Here is a 13,220-nt window from a genome sequence, read left to right as displayed (position 1 = left end):
TCTCGACGCTTCACGGGCGACTCGCGGCGGGCAATCGGATGTGCACGGCGAGTCCGTTCGGGTGCACCGGCGCGACCGTGAGGGTGCCACCGCGCGCCTGCGCGAGCGCGGCCGCGATGGGCAGACCGAGACCGGACCCGCCGCTGACGGCCGTCGAACCGCGGAAGAAACGGGTGGTGAGCCGGTCGATCTCGTCGGCACCGACCCCGGCGCCGTCGTCGTGGACGGTGAGCGTGACCCAGCCGGGTTCGGCGGCGACGACGAGCTCGGTCCGGCTGCCCGGCCCCGCGTAGCGGCACGAATTGCTCAGCGGCACATCGAGAATCTGCGCGAGCACGTCGGCCGAGACCGCGACGTCGGCGTGGTCGGCGGACGGGTTGACGCGCAGTTCCTGCCCCGCGGCGGCATACGCCGAGGTCCACGCGTCGAAGCGGTCCGCGACGACCTGCACCGCGTCGCAGTGGTCGTCGGCGAGCCCGGCCGCGTCGAAGGCGGCGGGGGTCTCGGCGGCGGCGAGCGCGAGCAGGCCGTCGAGCAACGAGGTCAGCCGCTCCACCTCCGCGCTGGCGCCGCGAAAGGCCTTCGCCGCGTTGCCCGGTATCGCGTGCTCCAGCGAGTCGAGCCGGATCGTCAAGGCGGCCAGGGGGTTCCGCATGGCATGCGCGGTGTCGGCGACCAGCTGCCGCTGCGCGTCCACCGAGTCGGCGACGGCGAGCGCCATGGCGTCGAAAGACTCGGCGAGCGCCCGCATTTCGGGCGGACCGCCGTGGTGGGTGGCGATCGACGCGGGGCGCTCGGCGGCGACCGTCTCGGCCCGCGGCTTGGGCAGGGTCGCCGTGAGGTCTGCGACCGCGTGCGAGAGCGCGGCGAGCGGGCGCAGCACCCAGCGGCTCAACGTCAGCGCCAGCAGCGTGAACAGGGTCATGGCGAACGCGCCGCCGAGCGCGATCAGCGCCCAGGTCCGCGCGATGTCGGCGCGCGCCCGCGCGGTCGACGCCTCGATGACCACCGCGCCGCTCACCTGCACGCCGGTCCCCACCGGACGCGCGATGAGCATGGTCGGCGCGCCCCACGGCGTCAGCTGACCCACCGCCCGCGGGCGCTGATTGCGCCGGGCCGCCGCCACCGCGGTGGCGATGTCCGGCTCGTCGATATTGGCGCCGCCGTTGGCGGTCGTCGTGCCCTTGGCGTCGACCACGAGCACGTTCTCCCCGTACAGCTCGTGATAGCGGACGACCTCGTCCGAGAGCGCGCGACTGTCGCCCGCGCCCGCCGCGGCCGCCGCGAGGGTGGCGAACCGGTCGGCGTCGCCGGAGCGGGCCAGCATCAGCTGCTGGGTCCGGCTCGTCGCCACCGTCAGCGACAGCGGGACGGCGAACGCGAGCACCGCGATCGCGGCGAACACGGTCAGCGCGATGAGTAGGCGGCGGCGCACGGCCTGTCCCCGGTCATTGCCCCCACCGATACCCGTAGCCGCGGATCGTGGTGATCAGGCCCGGCCGGTTCAGCTTCGCGCGCAACCCCGTCATGTGCACGTCCAGCGACCGCGAGACCGCGACGAACGCGTCGCCCCAGATCCGATCCATCAGCTGCTGGCGGCTCACCGCGGCGCCCGGCCGCTCCACCAGCGCCTGCACCAGCTCGAACTCCTTCTGCGTCAACGTGATCGGCGCGCCGCCCACCTCCACCAGCCGCGCCTGCAGGTCCACCCGCACGTCACCGGTGACCACCACGTCCCGCGCGGGCTGGGCCGCGGCGGCCGCGCGCCGGGTGACGGTCTCCAGCCGGGCCAGCAACTCCGCGATGCGCGGCGGCTTCACCAGATAGTCGTCCGCGCCGCCGCGCAGCCCGCGCACGATCGACCGCTCGTCGCTGCGCGCGGTCAGGATGAGCACCGGCACCTGGCTCACCTCACGCAGCTGCCGCAGGATCTGCAGCCCGTCCGCGTCGGGCAGGCCGAGGTCGAGAATGACCGCGTCGTACCCGCGATGCGACATCAGCAGATCCGCGCCGCGCCGTTTGCGCTCCGCCCGGTATCCCCTGGCGTTCAGCGCGTCTACCAGCGCGTCGCCGACGCCGTCGTCATCCTCGACCACCGCAAGCCGCACGCGCCGATCCTCCCATGTCGGGGGGATCGGCGCGGGTGCCGGGCCGTCGGTCACGCAGTGGTGAGCCGACGTTCCGGCGCGTCCGCCGCGGCGCCGGTCCCAGTTCCGGCGTCGGGGGCGGTGGCTCGGTCGTCGTCGATGGTCGACGAGGACGAGGTCTCGCGCATGAACAGATAGGTGCACAGCGAGATGGCGATGCATCCCGCGACGTACCAGAAGAACACCGACTCGTGGCCCGCTTTCTTCAGCGACAGGGCGATCGTCTCCGCGGTGCCGCCGAAGATGGCGACGGTCAGGGCGTAGGGCAGGCCGACGCCGAGCGCACGGATCTTGGTCGGGAACAGCTCCGCCTTCACGATGGCGTTGATCGAGGTGTAGCCGGTGACGATCACCAGCGCGCCCATCATCAGCGCCCACGCCGCGATCGGGTTCTTGGCGTGCCCGAGGACCGTCATGATCGGCACGGTGAGCAGCGTGCCCGCGACGCCGAAGAAGATGAGCAGCTTGCGCCGTCCGATCCGGTCCGACAGCGCACCGGCCACCGGTTGCAGCACGACGAAGGCCAGCAGGGCGATGAAGTTGATCCAGGCGACGGTGTCCTCGGAGATGCCGACGGTCAGCTTCATGTACTTCTGCATGTAGGTCGTGAACGTGTAGAACGCCACGGTACCGCCGAGCGTCAGGCCGACCACGAGCAGGCATTCGCGCGGGTACTGCAGCAGCATCCGCAGCGAGCCGCGCTTCGGCTCGTCGCTCGTCGCCGCGCCCGCGCCGTCGGTGGTCTCGGCCGCGACGGTCTCGAACTGCTCGGACTCGTCCATGCTGCGCCGCAGCCACATCACGATGAGCGCGGCGGCCGCGCCGATGACGAACGGGATGCGCCAGCCCCAGTCGTACATCTGGGCCTTGTCCAGGAACTGCTGCAGGATGATCTGCACACCGAGCGCGATCAGCTGGCCGGCGACCAGCGTCACGTACTGGAAGCTCGAGTAGAACCCGCGCTTGCCCGGCGAGGCGACCTCGGAGAGGTAGGTCGCGCTGGTCGCGTACTCGCCGCCGACCGAGAGGCCCTGCAGCAGCCTGGCGAGCAGCAGCAGGATCGGCGCGGCGATGCCGATGGTCTGGTAGCCGGGGGTCAGCGCGATCAGCAACGAGCCACCGGCCATGACGGTCACCGACAGGGTGAGCGCGGAGCGGCGGCCGAACTTGTCGGCGTACTGGCCGAGCAGCAGGCCGCCGAGCGGGCGCATGAGGAAGCCGACCGCGAACACCGCGGCCGTGGACAGCAGTTGCGCCGTCGGATCCCCCGAGGGGAAGAACGTTTTCGCGAAGTAAATGCTGAAAGCGGCGTAGACGTACCAGTCGTACCACTCGACGAGGTTGCCGATGGATCCGCGAAGCACGTTCGCGACGACCCGTCGCTCGCTCACGGGCTGTGTCGTAGTCACAAGATCTCCTTCTTCGACGCATCAGCGCGTCAGCCGAGATCGAGTGTGTCTGCTGTCACAGCCGTTTGGAATAACTCGGGCGGGTTCCTAACAGTCCCTTAGGGCGATCGAGATGAGCTGTTGACAGCCATCAGCAGCCCTCTCCGGCGAATCCGAGCCTCTCACAGCAGTTTTCACCCCGTACGAGTCCGTGGACCCGTACGGGGTGCAGATGTCGCGGCTCAGCCGTGGCTGTGCAGCAGCGGAGCCAGCGTCTGGAGGGCGGGCACGTAGTCCTCGTTCAGGACCTGTACCGCGACATGGTTGCCGCCGGCGTCCAGGTGGGCGGTGAGCTGAGCGGCTACCTGTTCCGGGGTGCCGTGCGCGATGACGGCGTCGAAGACGCGCCCGTCGGGGTCGGCGAGCTCCTCGTCGGTGAAGCCGAGCCTGGTCAGGTTCGAGGCGTAGTTGGTCAGGCCGAGATAGAAGCCGACGATGCCGTCCGCGAGCGAATGTGCCTGCCGCACATCGTCGGTCAGCACGGCCTTGTGCTCGGTCGCGATGTACGCGTCCGGCCCCAAGAGGGAGCGGGCCTGCGCGGTGTGCGCCGATGGCACGAAGTAGGGCAGCGGCCCCGCGGAGCGTTCGGCGGCCAGCTTCAGCACGCGCGGTCCGAGAGCGGCCACGGCACGGCTCCGCACCGGAACGCCGAGGGCGTCCAGCTCGTCCAGGTACTCGATGAGCGCGTCATAGGGCTTGCGGTATTCACCGGTGTGCTCGGGGTGGCCCGCGCCGATGCCCAGCAGGAAGCGCCCGGGGAACCGCGCCTCGATCCGGTGGAACGACTCGGCGGCGTCCTTGGCCGGCACCGCCCAGATGTTCACGATGCTGGTCGCGACGTTGATCGTCTCCGTCGCCGCCAGCAGCGGCTCGACGGTCGAGAGATCGCCGGGCGGCGACGCCCCGAGCCACAGCGTCCCGTAGCCGGATTTCTCCAGCTCGCGCGCGTCTTCCGGGCTGAACTGGTTGTATGCCCGCCACACACCGAAGCGTCCGAGGTCGTCGATTGTCATGCCTTGCGGAACCACCGTGTGGCACTGGCTATTCCGACGCCGCGCGGTAGGAAAATTCCGCGCCGAAGTGTTAGCACTCTCTGGGCGAGAGTGCTAAATTAGTGGTTGCACAGCTACCGGCGCCTACCGCGGTGGCAGGCGTCGCCACTAGTGAAATGGAGGTGATTGCTGTGCTGAGGTTCGATCCATTCCATGACATGGACACCCTCGCGCGTCAGCTGCTCGGCGAGACCACCGGGTCCGCCCGCACACCCCGCTTCATGCCGATGGATCTGTTCAAGGCGGGTGACCACTACGTCCTCAACGCCGACCTCCCCGGCGTCGATCCCGGGTCGGTGGACGTGAACGTCGACAACGGCACCCTCACCCTGCGCGCGCAGCGCAGCACGCCCAGCGAGGAAGGCGTCCAATGGATCGCCTCCGAGCGTTTCGCAGGCACCTTCATGCGCCAGATCAGCCTCGGAGACAACGTGGACGCCGACAAGATCAGCGCCACCTACAACAACGGCGTGCTCTCGGTGACGATCCCGATCGCCGAACGGGCCAAGCCACGCCGCATCCAGATCGCCAGCGGATCATCCGACCAGAAGACGATCGAAGCCGGATCGTCCAACTGAACCAGCAGGCCCCCGCCCCGCGGGGGCCGAAAGTTCATCCCCCGCAGCAACTCTCGCCGGACGGCACGGTCCGCACCTCCCTGGTCTGCGCATTACGCGCCGCGAGGTCCGCGTCCGGGGGGTAGTCGACCGCGACGAGGCTCAGACCGTGGGCGGGTGCGACGGTGACCGAGCTGGCCCGCTCGGTCTCGTTCAGCAGGCCGCCGACCCAGTCCGGCGTGCGCCTGCCCTCCCCCACCGCGAGCACGGCGCCGACCAGGCTGCGCACCATGGACCAGCAGAACGCGTCCGCGCTGACATAGGCGGTGAGCGAGTCGCCCTCGTGCGTCCAGTCGAAGCGCTGGAGTTCGCGAACCGTGGTCGCGCCCTCGCGGCGGCGGCAGAAGGCGGCGAAGTCGTGCAGGCCCAACAGCTTTCGCGACGCCGCGCGCATAGCCGCCAGGTCCACGTCGTGGCGGCAGGCCACGACGCCGCGTGCCCGCAGCGGCTCGGCGCCGTAGACGGCCGTGGTGAGCCGGTAGACGTAGTGACGGCGAATCGCCGAGAAACGAGCGTCGAACTCGGGCGGAGCCACCCGAACATCCTTGATGCGCACGTCTTTCGGGAGGAAACGGGCCATCCGGTGCACCAGCTTGTCCGGGACGATCGCCGCGGACGTATCGAAGTGCGCGACTTGACCTTCGGCGTGCACGCCGGCGTCGGTGCGGCCCGCGACGGTCAGCTGCACCGGCTCCCGCAGCACCTTGCTCAGCGACTCCTCCAGCACGCCCTGCACCGTGCGCAGTCCGGGCTGCCGGGCCCAGCCGGTGAAATCTGTTCCGTCGTAACTGATGTCGAGCCGGTAGCGTGCCGTCGGCGGCACGGCCGCATCGGTCGGGAGCGAATCCGATCGCGGCTCGGCCGAACCCGGTTGCGGCTCGGCCAAATCCGACCTCAGCCCAGCCGAATCGGGCCTCGGCCCAGTCGAATCGGGCCTCAGCTCAGCCGAATCCGGACTCGGCCCAATCGGATCGGACCTCAGCTCAGCCGGATCCGACGACGGGGCAGTCGGCAACGAGTTCTCCGCGCTCACTTGGATCTCCTGATCAACGAACGAACCCGCCGACCCGCATAGGCGGGCGGCGGGCTCGTTCGAGAACTTCGACGCGGCAGCGTCAGGCGTCCTTCTTGTCCTCAGCGGCCTCGTCGGCGGCCGGAGCCTCGACCTCGGCGGTCTCGGCGGCGGGCGCGTCGGCGGTCTCCTCGGTGACCTCGGCGGCCGGGGCCTCCTCGGTCTTCTTGGACGCGGCGACCCGGCGGGCACGGTCGGCCTCGTTGCTCACGGTCTTCTCACGGACCAGCTCGATGATGGCCATCGGCGCGTTGTCACCCTTGCGCGGCAGCGTCTTGGTGATGCGCGTGTAGCCGCCCTCGCGCCCCTCGAACGAGGGGCCGATCGTGGCGAAGAGCTCGTGCACGACGTCCTTGTTGCGGATCACCTTGAGCACCTCGCGGCGGTCGGCCAGGGTGCCGGCCTTCGCCTTGGTGACAAGCTTCTCGGCGTAGGGGCGCAGCGCCTTGGCCTTGGCCTCGGTGGTCGAGATTCGACCGTGCTCGAAGAGCGCCGTGGCCAGATTGGCGAAGATCGCCTTCTGGTGCGACGCCGACCCGCCGAAGCGAGCACCCTTCTTGGGCTTGGGCATTGTTTGTTCTCCTGTGTCTAATTGCGGCGCTCCCGGCGCCCTGCGTGGTTACGCTTCGCTACCGCCTCCGGGCGCGTCGCTCACGCCGCGGTCTAAGGCCGAGCGGGGGTGCTAACCCCCAGCTGCCTAAAGCTGTTCGGTCTCGGCGTAGTCCTGCTCGCCGCCGTCGGTGTCACTGAACGTGCCGCTGTCGCTCCACGTTCCGGTGCTCGCGTCGTAACCCACCACGGACGAAGGATCGAACGACGCCGGGCTGTCCTTGAGCGAGAGGCCGAGCGCGTGCAGCTTGACCTTGACCTCGTCGATGGACTTCTGGCCGAAGTTGCGGATGTCCAGCAGGTCCGACTCGGTGCGGGCGACGAGCTCGCCCACGGTGTGCACACCCTCGCGCTTGAGGCAGTTGTAGGACCGGACGGTGAGGTCCAGGTCCTCGATCGGCAGGCCGAACGAGGCGATGTGGTCCGCCTCGGCCGGCGAGGGGCCGATCTCGATGCCTTCGGCTTCGACGTTGAGCTCACGGGCCAGGCCGAAGAGCTCGACCAGGGTCTTGCCCGCCGAGGCGAGCGCGTCCCGGGCGCTGATGGAGTTCTTGGTCTCCACGTCCAGGATCAGACGGTCGAAGTCGGTGCGCTGCTCGACACGGGTGGCCTCGACCTTGTAGGTCACCTTGAGCACCGGCGAGTAGATCGAATCCACCGGGATCCGGCCGATTTCCGCACCGGACGCCTTGTTCTGCACGGCGGGGACGTAGCCGCGACCGCGCTCGACCACGAGCTCGATCTCCAGCTTGCCCTTGTCGTTCAGGGTGGCGATGTGCATGTCCGGGTTGTGCACGACGACACCGGTCGGCGGCACGATGTCACCGGCGGTGACGGTGCCGGGGCCCTGCTTGCGCACGTACATCGTGACCGGCTCGTCCTCCTCCGAGGACACGACCAGGCCCTTGAGGTTCAGGATGATGTCGGTGACATCTTCCTTCACGCCCGGGACGGTGGTGAACTCGTGCAGCACGCCGTCGATACGAATGCTCGTGACCGCGGCCCCCGGGATGGAGGACAGCAGGGTACGCCGAAGCGAGTTGCCCAGGGTGTAACCGAAGCCCGGCTCGAGCGGTTCGATGGTGAACTTCGAGCGGTTCTCGGCGACGACCTCTTCGGTCAGTGTCGGACGCTGTGAAATCAGCATTAGGATCATCCTCCTGTTTGGGCGCCCGCTATTTGACGCCTCGTTTTAGGGGTTGTGCGTGAGCTCCCGGCTTCGGCAGATCACGCCCTGCGCGGACGCCGCCCCGGTCACCCGGGACGGCACTCGCACCGATTACTTCGAGTAGTACTCGACGATCAGCTGTTCCGACAGCGGCACGTCGATCTGGGCGCGCTCGGGCAGCTGGTGCACCAGAATCCGGAGACGGCCGGGGATGACCTGCAGCCAGCCGGGAACCGGCCGGTCGCCGACGGTCTCACGGGCCACCTGGAACGGCAGCGTGCCCAGCGACTTCTCCTTGACATCGATGATGTCGTACTGGGTCACCTGGAAGCTCGGAACGTTGACGCTCCGGTTGTTCACCAGGAAGTGGCCGTGGCTGACGAGCTGACGGGCCTGGCGACGGGTACGGGCCAGACCGGCGCGGTACACGACGTTGTCCAGGCGGCACTCGAGCAGGCGAAGCAGGTTGTCACCGGTCTTGCCCTTGAGGCGGTTGGCCTCTTCGTAGTACCGGCGGAACTGCTTCTCCATGACGCCGTAGGAGAAGCGAGCCTTCTGCTTCTCCTGCAGCTGGAGCAGGTACTCGCTCTCCTTGATCCGCGCGCGGCCGTGCTGGCCGGGCGGGTAGGGGCGACGCTCGAACGCCTGGTCGCCGCCGACGAGGTCGACGCGCAGACGACGCGACTTGCGGGTGATGGGGCCTGTATAACGAGCCATGAGTTATCTCTTTCCTTTCCCGCTAGACGCGACGACGCTTGGGCGGACGGCAACCGTTGTGCGGCTGGGGCGTGACATCGGAGATCGTGCCGACCTCCAGGCCGGCGGCCTGCAGCGAACGGATCGCGGTCTCGCGGCCCGAACCCGGGCCCTTCACGAAGACGTCGACCTTCTTGACGCCGTTCTCCTGCGCCTTGCGGGCAGCGTTCTCGGCGGCGAGCTGCGCGGCGAACGGGGTCGACTTGCGCGAGCCCTTGAAGCCGACGTGGCCCGAGGACGCCCACGAGATGACGTTTCCGGCCGGGTCGGTGATCGACACGATCGTGTTGTTGAACGTGCTCTTGATGTGCGCGTGTCCGTGCGGGACGTTCTTCTTTTCCCGGCGACGCGACTTCTGGGTCTTCTTGGGGCCGGAGGCCCTGGACTTCGGAGGCATCGGTTATCCCCTACTTCTTCTTGCCGGCGACGGTGCGCTTCGGGCCCTTGCGGGTGCGCGCGTTGGTCTTGGTGCGCTGACCACGCACGGGCAGGCCACGACGGTGGCGCAGGCCCTGGTAGCAGCCGATCTCGATCTTGCGACGGATGTCGGCCTGCACCTCGCGGCGCAGGTCACCCTCGACCTTGAGCTCGGGCGAGCTCTCGATGTAGTCACGCAGCTGCGTCACCTGATCGTCGCTGAGGTCCTTGCTGCGCAGGTCCGGGCTGACGCCCGTGGCCGCGAGGATCTCCTTGGAGCGGGTACGGCCGATGCCGTAGATGTAGGTCAGCGCGATCTCCATGCGCTTTTCACGCGGGAGATCGACGCCCATGAGACGTGCCATGTGGCAGGTTCCTTCGACTTTGCGGAGGTCTGCTCCCTGTCCGTCCCCTCGTCTTGGTGGGGCACCGGCCTCCGTACCGGTGGTTGGCCGCACGCCCCCGGGCGAACCCGGATTTCCGCAGCGTGCGGCTGGAGCTGGGAGTTCTTCTTTTAGTTGGCCAAGCCGATCAGTGATCGGTGCCCGGCTTGGTGCTGCGGTGGATCCGGCCCTCGTCAGCCGAGGGCACGCGCGGGAGTCGCCCCCCGCTTCGGATCAGCCCTGACGCTGCTTGTGGCGCAGGTTGTCGCAGATCACCATGACCCGCCCGTGACGGCGAATCACCTTGCACTTCTCGCAGATCTTCTTGACGCTCGGCTGAACCTTCACGTCCGTCCAATCTTGTTGTGGTCCACAAAGCTGTGAACACAGTTTTTCCCCGACCAACCGGCCGGGGAAGTCCATTACGCCGCCCTACCGGACGACCGCCGCCCAAACGGGCGACCCCACTCTATCGGAGCAACCGTTCGCCCTGGTGGGCGGGGGCTCCAGCCGGTCCAGGGCGAACGCCCTGTCCACCGCCGAACCTCGACCCTTAGAGCAAGATCCCCACCCCGCCGGGCACGGCACCCAACTGGGGGGTCCGGGGGGCGAAGCCCCGCCGGGCGGGGCGTGGGGGTTGCACCCCACAGAACACCAAGTAATTCGACCCTCGGCGAGCGCACTCCGCGAGCAGAACTCGCCCATGTCGAATTACTTGTAGCGGTAGACGATCCGGCCGCGGGACAGGTCGTAGGGAGACAGCTCGACGACCACGCGGTCCTCGGGAAGGATACGAATGTAGTGCTGCCGCATCTTCCCGCTGATGTGCGCGAGAACCTTGTGCCCGTTCTCGAGCTCGATCCGGAACATCGCATTGGGCAGCGGCTCGACAACTCGACCCTCGACCTCGATGGCCCCGTCTTTCTTCGCCATGTCCTCCGCGATCCCGGTTACGCTCAACCTGGTTTGTTTGGCTTGTTTCTGCTTACATGGACCCGTCGGTCGACCTGACCGATCACACACAAACAGTCGGCGCATAGGTGCACCGCCGCTCCAGCTTACCGGTACCGTACGGTTCCGGCAAAAAGGCTCATGTCCACACCCGCCGCCGGTACTCTTTTCGCCCCGTTCAGAGCGGGGAATCGGGCTCCGCGAGGCCCTGGCCTCCTGCCCCGCTGTCGTATGCGTCCGTCGCGTAAACTGACCGCTGTCCAGGTAAGTAGAGGTCGAGCAGGTGGTAGGGGGACCAGTGAGTGAGCGCAGCGAACGAACCTCCTACGCCGCGCCCCTGGCCACGACGCTAACGACCGCTAGCGAGGTGGAGTCGTGAGCGAGCGCCAGCGAGCGAACCGAGGACTCAGCGTGCGGTGGCGCGCGACGGAGCCGAGCGCTAGCGGGGTGAGCCGTGCGAACCGAAGTTTCAGCGTGCCGCGGCGCACGGCGGAGCCGAGCGTTAGCGAGGTGGAGTCGTGAGCGAGCGCCAGCGAGCGAACCAAAGATTCAGCGTGCCACGGCGCACGGCGGAGCCGAGCGTTAGCGAGGTGGAGTCGTGAGTCGTAATACCGATGGGCTCCCTATGCTGCCGCCGTGGCTGTCCGAGAGCGATGTCACGCAGGTCGGTTACGAAGCGCCGGTGCAGAATCTTCCCGCCGACGACGTGATCGAGGAGGGTCCGAGCCGCAGACGTCCTAAGGGTCGCAAGGTATGGCGTCGCGATAAGGGGGATCAGCGGGCCACCGAGGAACAGCAGCCGACGCCGCAGGGGCGTGGTCCCGAAGCGAGTCCGCGCGGGCCGGAGGTTTCGCAGCCCGATGCTCCGCGTGAGGATCCGTGGCGTCAGCCGGGGCTGGATCCCTATGTCCAGCCGCGTCCGGACGACGCGTGGCAGGCCGGGCCGCCGCAGCGCAGTGAAGCACCGTCGCAGCGCAACGAGGCACCGACACAGCGGGTCGAAGCGCCCGCGTCACGTACCGAGGCACCGGCGCAGGGGTTGCCCACACGGAACCCGGGCCCGCCGCCCCCGGCCTTCCAGCCGCTGGGTAGCCGCGCCGCGCCTGAAGCTCCCCCTGCGAACGACCCCGCCGTCCGTCAGTCGATCCGCCCCGATCTGCCGCCCCCGCCTCCCCTGCCGGAGTCGCCGCCGCAGGCGTCGACGGCCATCCCGGACGCGCCGCCGTATGTGCCGCAGGCGCCGGCCGAGCGTCCCGCGCCGCCGGAGACCACCGGGCCGCCGCCGTGGCTCGCCGGGCCGCGGTCCGAGCAGCCGAGCGCGGCTTCTGCGCAGGCGCCCCGCCGCCCGCCGTTGCCCGATCCGCCACCGTCCCAGGGCAATCCGCTCGGCGACCCGTCGGTGACGCCGTCCGCGGACCAGGCACGGCTCGACGCGCCGGTCGCTCCGTCGCGCGGGGACGAGGGTCCCGCGCAGCGCGAACCTGAGCGCATCGCCCCGGCTCGGGAACCACACGAAGCCGCGCAATACCCCGGTGCCACGACGCCTGCGGATCGGGCCGGTCAGGGCTATGTCTCCGGTGACGTGCCTGCCGAGAGGCCGAGTGCGGCAACAACTCCGGCGACCGGGCCGGATCATGCGCCGGGCACGACGGCACCCATCGGCGCGCCTGACCAGCTTCCGGGTTCCGAGCCCGTCAGCCCGGCCGCGCAGTACGGACCGGTAGCACCCGACCACCCGCAGGGCCCGATCGCCGAGCAAGGCCCGAACGGCACGGCGGGGCCGCAACCGCCCGGCTGGCATACGGGCCAGCCCGGGCAAGGTGGGGCCGCGCACCCTGAATCCGGTCAGCCACAGGGCGATTCCGGTCGGCAGGCACCCGGTTGGATGCCCTCGTCGACCACCGGGCCGACACGCACGACGAGCAGTGGCCGCCACCGTCTGCCCTCCGAGATTCAAGGGAATCCGGGAGCCGTCGACGAGCGCGATCCGGCGCAGCTACCCGCCCCGTCCGCACCTGGACCAGCGGGTTATGTCCCACCGGCGACCGGCGGCCAAGCCCCGGTCAGCGAACCGCCCGCCCCGCAGCCGCCGAGCGCCCCGTGGCGCAACGCTGCGGCACCCGTCTGGGCGGACGAAACTCCTTCTGCCGCACCACCGTTCACTGGCGGGCAGGTACCGGGCACCGAACAGCCCGGCCCGCTGGCACCCGGCCAGCCGTGGCGCAACCAGCCAGCGGCCGCGTCGCAAGGCGAGATCGCCGGTCACATCCCATCTCTGGGGGGCGGACAGGCACCGGGCGCCGAACAGCCCGCGCCGCTGGCACCCGGCGAGCCATGGCGCAACCAGCCGGCGGCATCGCATGGCGAGATCACCGGCCCCACACCGCCATTGGTGGGCGGACAGGCTTCAGGCGGCGAGCAGCCGGGACTGCGCGCTCCCGCCGGTCAATCGGGGCTCGGTGTCCCTGATCAGTCGGCACTGCGGGCTCCCGGCGGCGAACAGTCCGGACAGCCCGGTAGCGAACAACCGGGGATGCGCGCTCCCGGCGGGGAAGCGCCTGCGCCGCAGCCGAATACACCGATGCGGGCGCCGGGCGGCT

15 protein-coding genes are annotated in these 13,220 nt (G+C 69.3%); 1 reads left to right on the top strand and 14 read right to left on the bottom strand.

Going from position 1 to position 13,220, the window contains the following annotated elements; genetic code table 11:
* Nucleotides 1-10 precede the first annotated feature (10 nt).
* From ON39_RS05310 to ON39_RS05295, 4 genes are all read right to left on the bottom strand, one after another.
* Complete coding sequence (locus ON39_RS05310; RefSeq protein WP_040731652.1) at nucleotides 11-1,435, bottom strand: sensor histidine kinase; 1,425 nt, start codon at nucleotides 1,433-1,435, stop codon at nucleotides 11-13.
* 13 nt (nucleotides 1,436-1,448) lie between these two features.
* Nucleotides 1,449-2,108 carry a response regulator transcription factor gene (locus tag ON39_RS05305; RefSeq protein WP_040731703.1) on the bottom strand — a complete coding sequence of 220 codons (660 nt, stop codon included), beginning with the start codon at nucleotides 2,106-2,108 and terminating at the stop codon, nucleotides 1,449-1,451.
* Nucleotides 2,109-2,158: 50 nt separating this feature from the next.
* A complete protein-coding gene (locus tag ON39_RS05300; RefSeq protein WP_040731650.1) occupies nucleotides 2,159-3,556 on the bottom strand; it encodes an MFS transporter in 1,398 nt (465 codons plus the stop codon).
* 221 nt (nucleotides 3,557-3,777) lie between these two features.
* The gene (locus ON39_RS05295) at nucleotides 3,778-4,608 is read right to left on the bottom strand and encodes an LLM class F420-dependent oxidoreductase (RefSeq protein ID WP_040731647.1); all 831 of its coding nucleotides are present in this window, start codon (nucleotides 4,606-4,608) and stop codon (nucleotides 3,778-3,780) included.
* A 170-nt stretch (nucleotides 4,609-4,778) separates the two neighbouring features.
* Between ON39_RS05295 and ON39_RS05290 the strand changes: the two genes are divergently transcribed.
* Nucleotides 4,779-5,225, top strand: coding sequence for an Hsp20/alpha crystallin family protein (locus ON39_RS05290; protein WP_040731700.1), 447 nt, complete (start codon nucleotides 4,779-4,781; stop codon nucleotides 5,223-5,225).
* A gap of 34 nt (nucleotides 5,226-5,259) precedes the next feature.
* On the opposite strand, the gene truA is transcribed toward ON39_RS05290, so the two are convergent.
* The 10 genes from truA to ON39_RS49995 form a co-directional block, all read right to left on the bottom strand.
* Complete coding sequence (gene truA, locus ON39_RS05285; RefSeq protein WP_040731697.1) at nucleotides 5,260-6,087, bottom strand: tRNA pseudouridine(38-40) synthase TruA; 828 nt, start codon at nucleotides 6,085-6,087, stop codon at nucleotides 5,260-5,262.
* 292 nt (nucleotides 6,088-6,379) lie between these two features.
* Entirely contained in the window at nucleotides 6,380-6,907 is a 528-nt protein-coding gene (gene rplQ / locus ON39_RS05280; protein ID WP_040731644.1) for a 50S ribosomal protein L17, read from the bottom strand.
* Between the two features lie 126 nt (nucleotides 6,908-7,033).
* Nucleotides 7,034-8,092, bottom strand: a complete 1,059-nt coding sequence (locus ON39_RS05275) for a DNA-directed RNA polymerase subunit alpha (RefSeq protein ID WP_014981770.1) — start codon at nucleotides 8,090-8,092, stop codon at nucleotides 7,034-7,036.
* Between the two features lie 132 nt (nucleotides 8,093-8,224).
* Nucleotides 8,225-8,830: a 30S ribosomal protein S4 gene (gene rpsD, locus ON39_RS05270; protein ID WP_040731641.1), complete on the bottom strand. Its 606-nt coding sequence runs from the start codon at nucleotides 8,828-8,830 to the stop codon at nucleotides 8,225-8,227.
* A 22-nt stretch (nucleotides 8,831-8,852) separates the two neighbouring features.
* Nucleotides 8,853-9,266 carry a 30S ribosomal protein S11 gene (gene rpsK / locus ON39_RS05265; protein ID WP_040731638.1) on the bottom strand — a complete coding sequence of 138 codons (414 nt, stop codon included), beginning with the start codon at nucleotides 9,264-9,266 and terminating at the stop codon, nucleotides 8,853-8,855.
* Nucleotides 9,267-9,276: 10 nt separating this feature from the next.
* A complete protein-coding gene (gene rpsM / locus ON39_RS05260; protein ID WP_014981767.1) occupies nucleotides 9,277-9,651 on the bottom strand; it encodes a 30S ribosomal protein S13 in 375 nt (124 codons plus the stop codon).
* Between the two features lie 252 nt (nucleotides 9,652-9,903).
* Nucleotides 9,904-10,017, bottom strand: coding sequence for a 50S ribosomal protein L36 (gene rpmJ / locus ON39_RS05255; protein WP_011207363.1), 114 nt, complete (start codon nucleotides 10,015-10,017; stop codon nucleotides 9,904-9,906).
* Between the two features lie 363 nt (nucleotides 10,018-10,380).
* Entirely contained in the window at nucleotides 10,381-10,602 is a 222-nt protein-coding gene (gene infA / locus ON39_RS05250; RefSeq protein ID WP_003418601.1) for a translation initiation factor IF-1, read from the bottom strand.
* A 1,155-nt stretch (nucleotides 10,603-11,757) separates the two neighbouring features.
* Complete coding sequence (locus ON39_RS05245; RefSeq protein WP_040731635.1) at nucleotides 11,758-12,111, bottom strand: hypothetical protein; 354 nt, start codon at nucleotides 12,109-12,111, stop codon at nucleotides 11,758-11,760.
* A 916-nt stretch (nucleotides 12,112-13,027) separates the two neighbouring features.
* The coding region (locus ON39_RS49995) for a hypothetical protein (RefSeq protein WP_040731632.1) at nucleotides 13,028-13,220 on the bottom strand (193 nt) is incomplete at its 5' end.

This window comes from Nocardia tenerifensis NBRC 101015, assembly GCF_000308715.1.
GTDB classification, from domain to species: Bacteria; Actinomycetota; Actinomycetes; order Mycobacteriales; family Mycobacteriaceae; genus Nocardia; species Nocardia tenerifensis.
Note: the sequence above shows the minus strand (reverse complement) of the source record. Positions and strands in the feature narration are given on the sequence as shown.

Bases quoted from the DNA above. Each gene is read 5' to 3' on its own strand.
- rplQ (WP_040731644.1), bottom strand. From the start codon at position 6,907: ATGCCCAAGCCCAAGAAGGGTGCTCGCTTCGGCGGGTCGGCGTCGCAC.
- ON39_RS05295 (WP_040731647.1), bottom strand. From the start codon at position 4,608: ATGACAATCGACGACCTCGGACGCTTCGGTGTGTGGCGGGCATACAAC.
- rpsK (WP_040731638.1), bottom strand. From the start codon at position 9,266: ATGCCTCCGAAGTCCAGGGCCTCCGGCCCCAAGAAGACCCAGAAGTCG.
- ON39_RS05275 (WP_014981770.1), bottom strand. From the start codon at position 8,092: ATGCTGATTTCACAGCGTCCGACACTGACCGAAGAGGTCGTCGCCGAG.
- rpsM (WP_014981767.1), bottom strand. From the start codon at position 9,651: ATGGCACGTCTCATGGGCGTCGATCTCCCGCGTGAAAAGCGCATGGAG.
- rpsD (WP_040731641.1), bottom strand. From the start codon at position 8,830: ATGGCTCGTTATACAGGCCCCATCACCCGCAAGTCGCGTCGTCTGCGC.
- ON39_RS05245 (WP_040731635.1), bottom strand. From the start codon at position 12,111: ATGCGCTCAGGTTCGCGCTGCGCGGGACCCTCGTCCCCGCGCGACGGA.
- infA (WP_003418601.1), bottom strand. From the start codon at position 10,602: ATGGCGAAGAAAGACGGGGCCATCGAGGTCGAGGGTCGAGTTGTCGAG.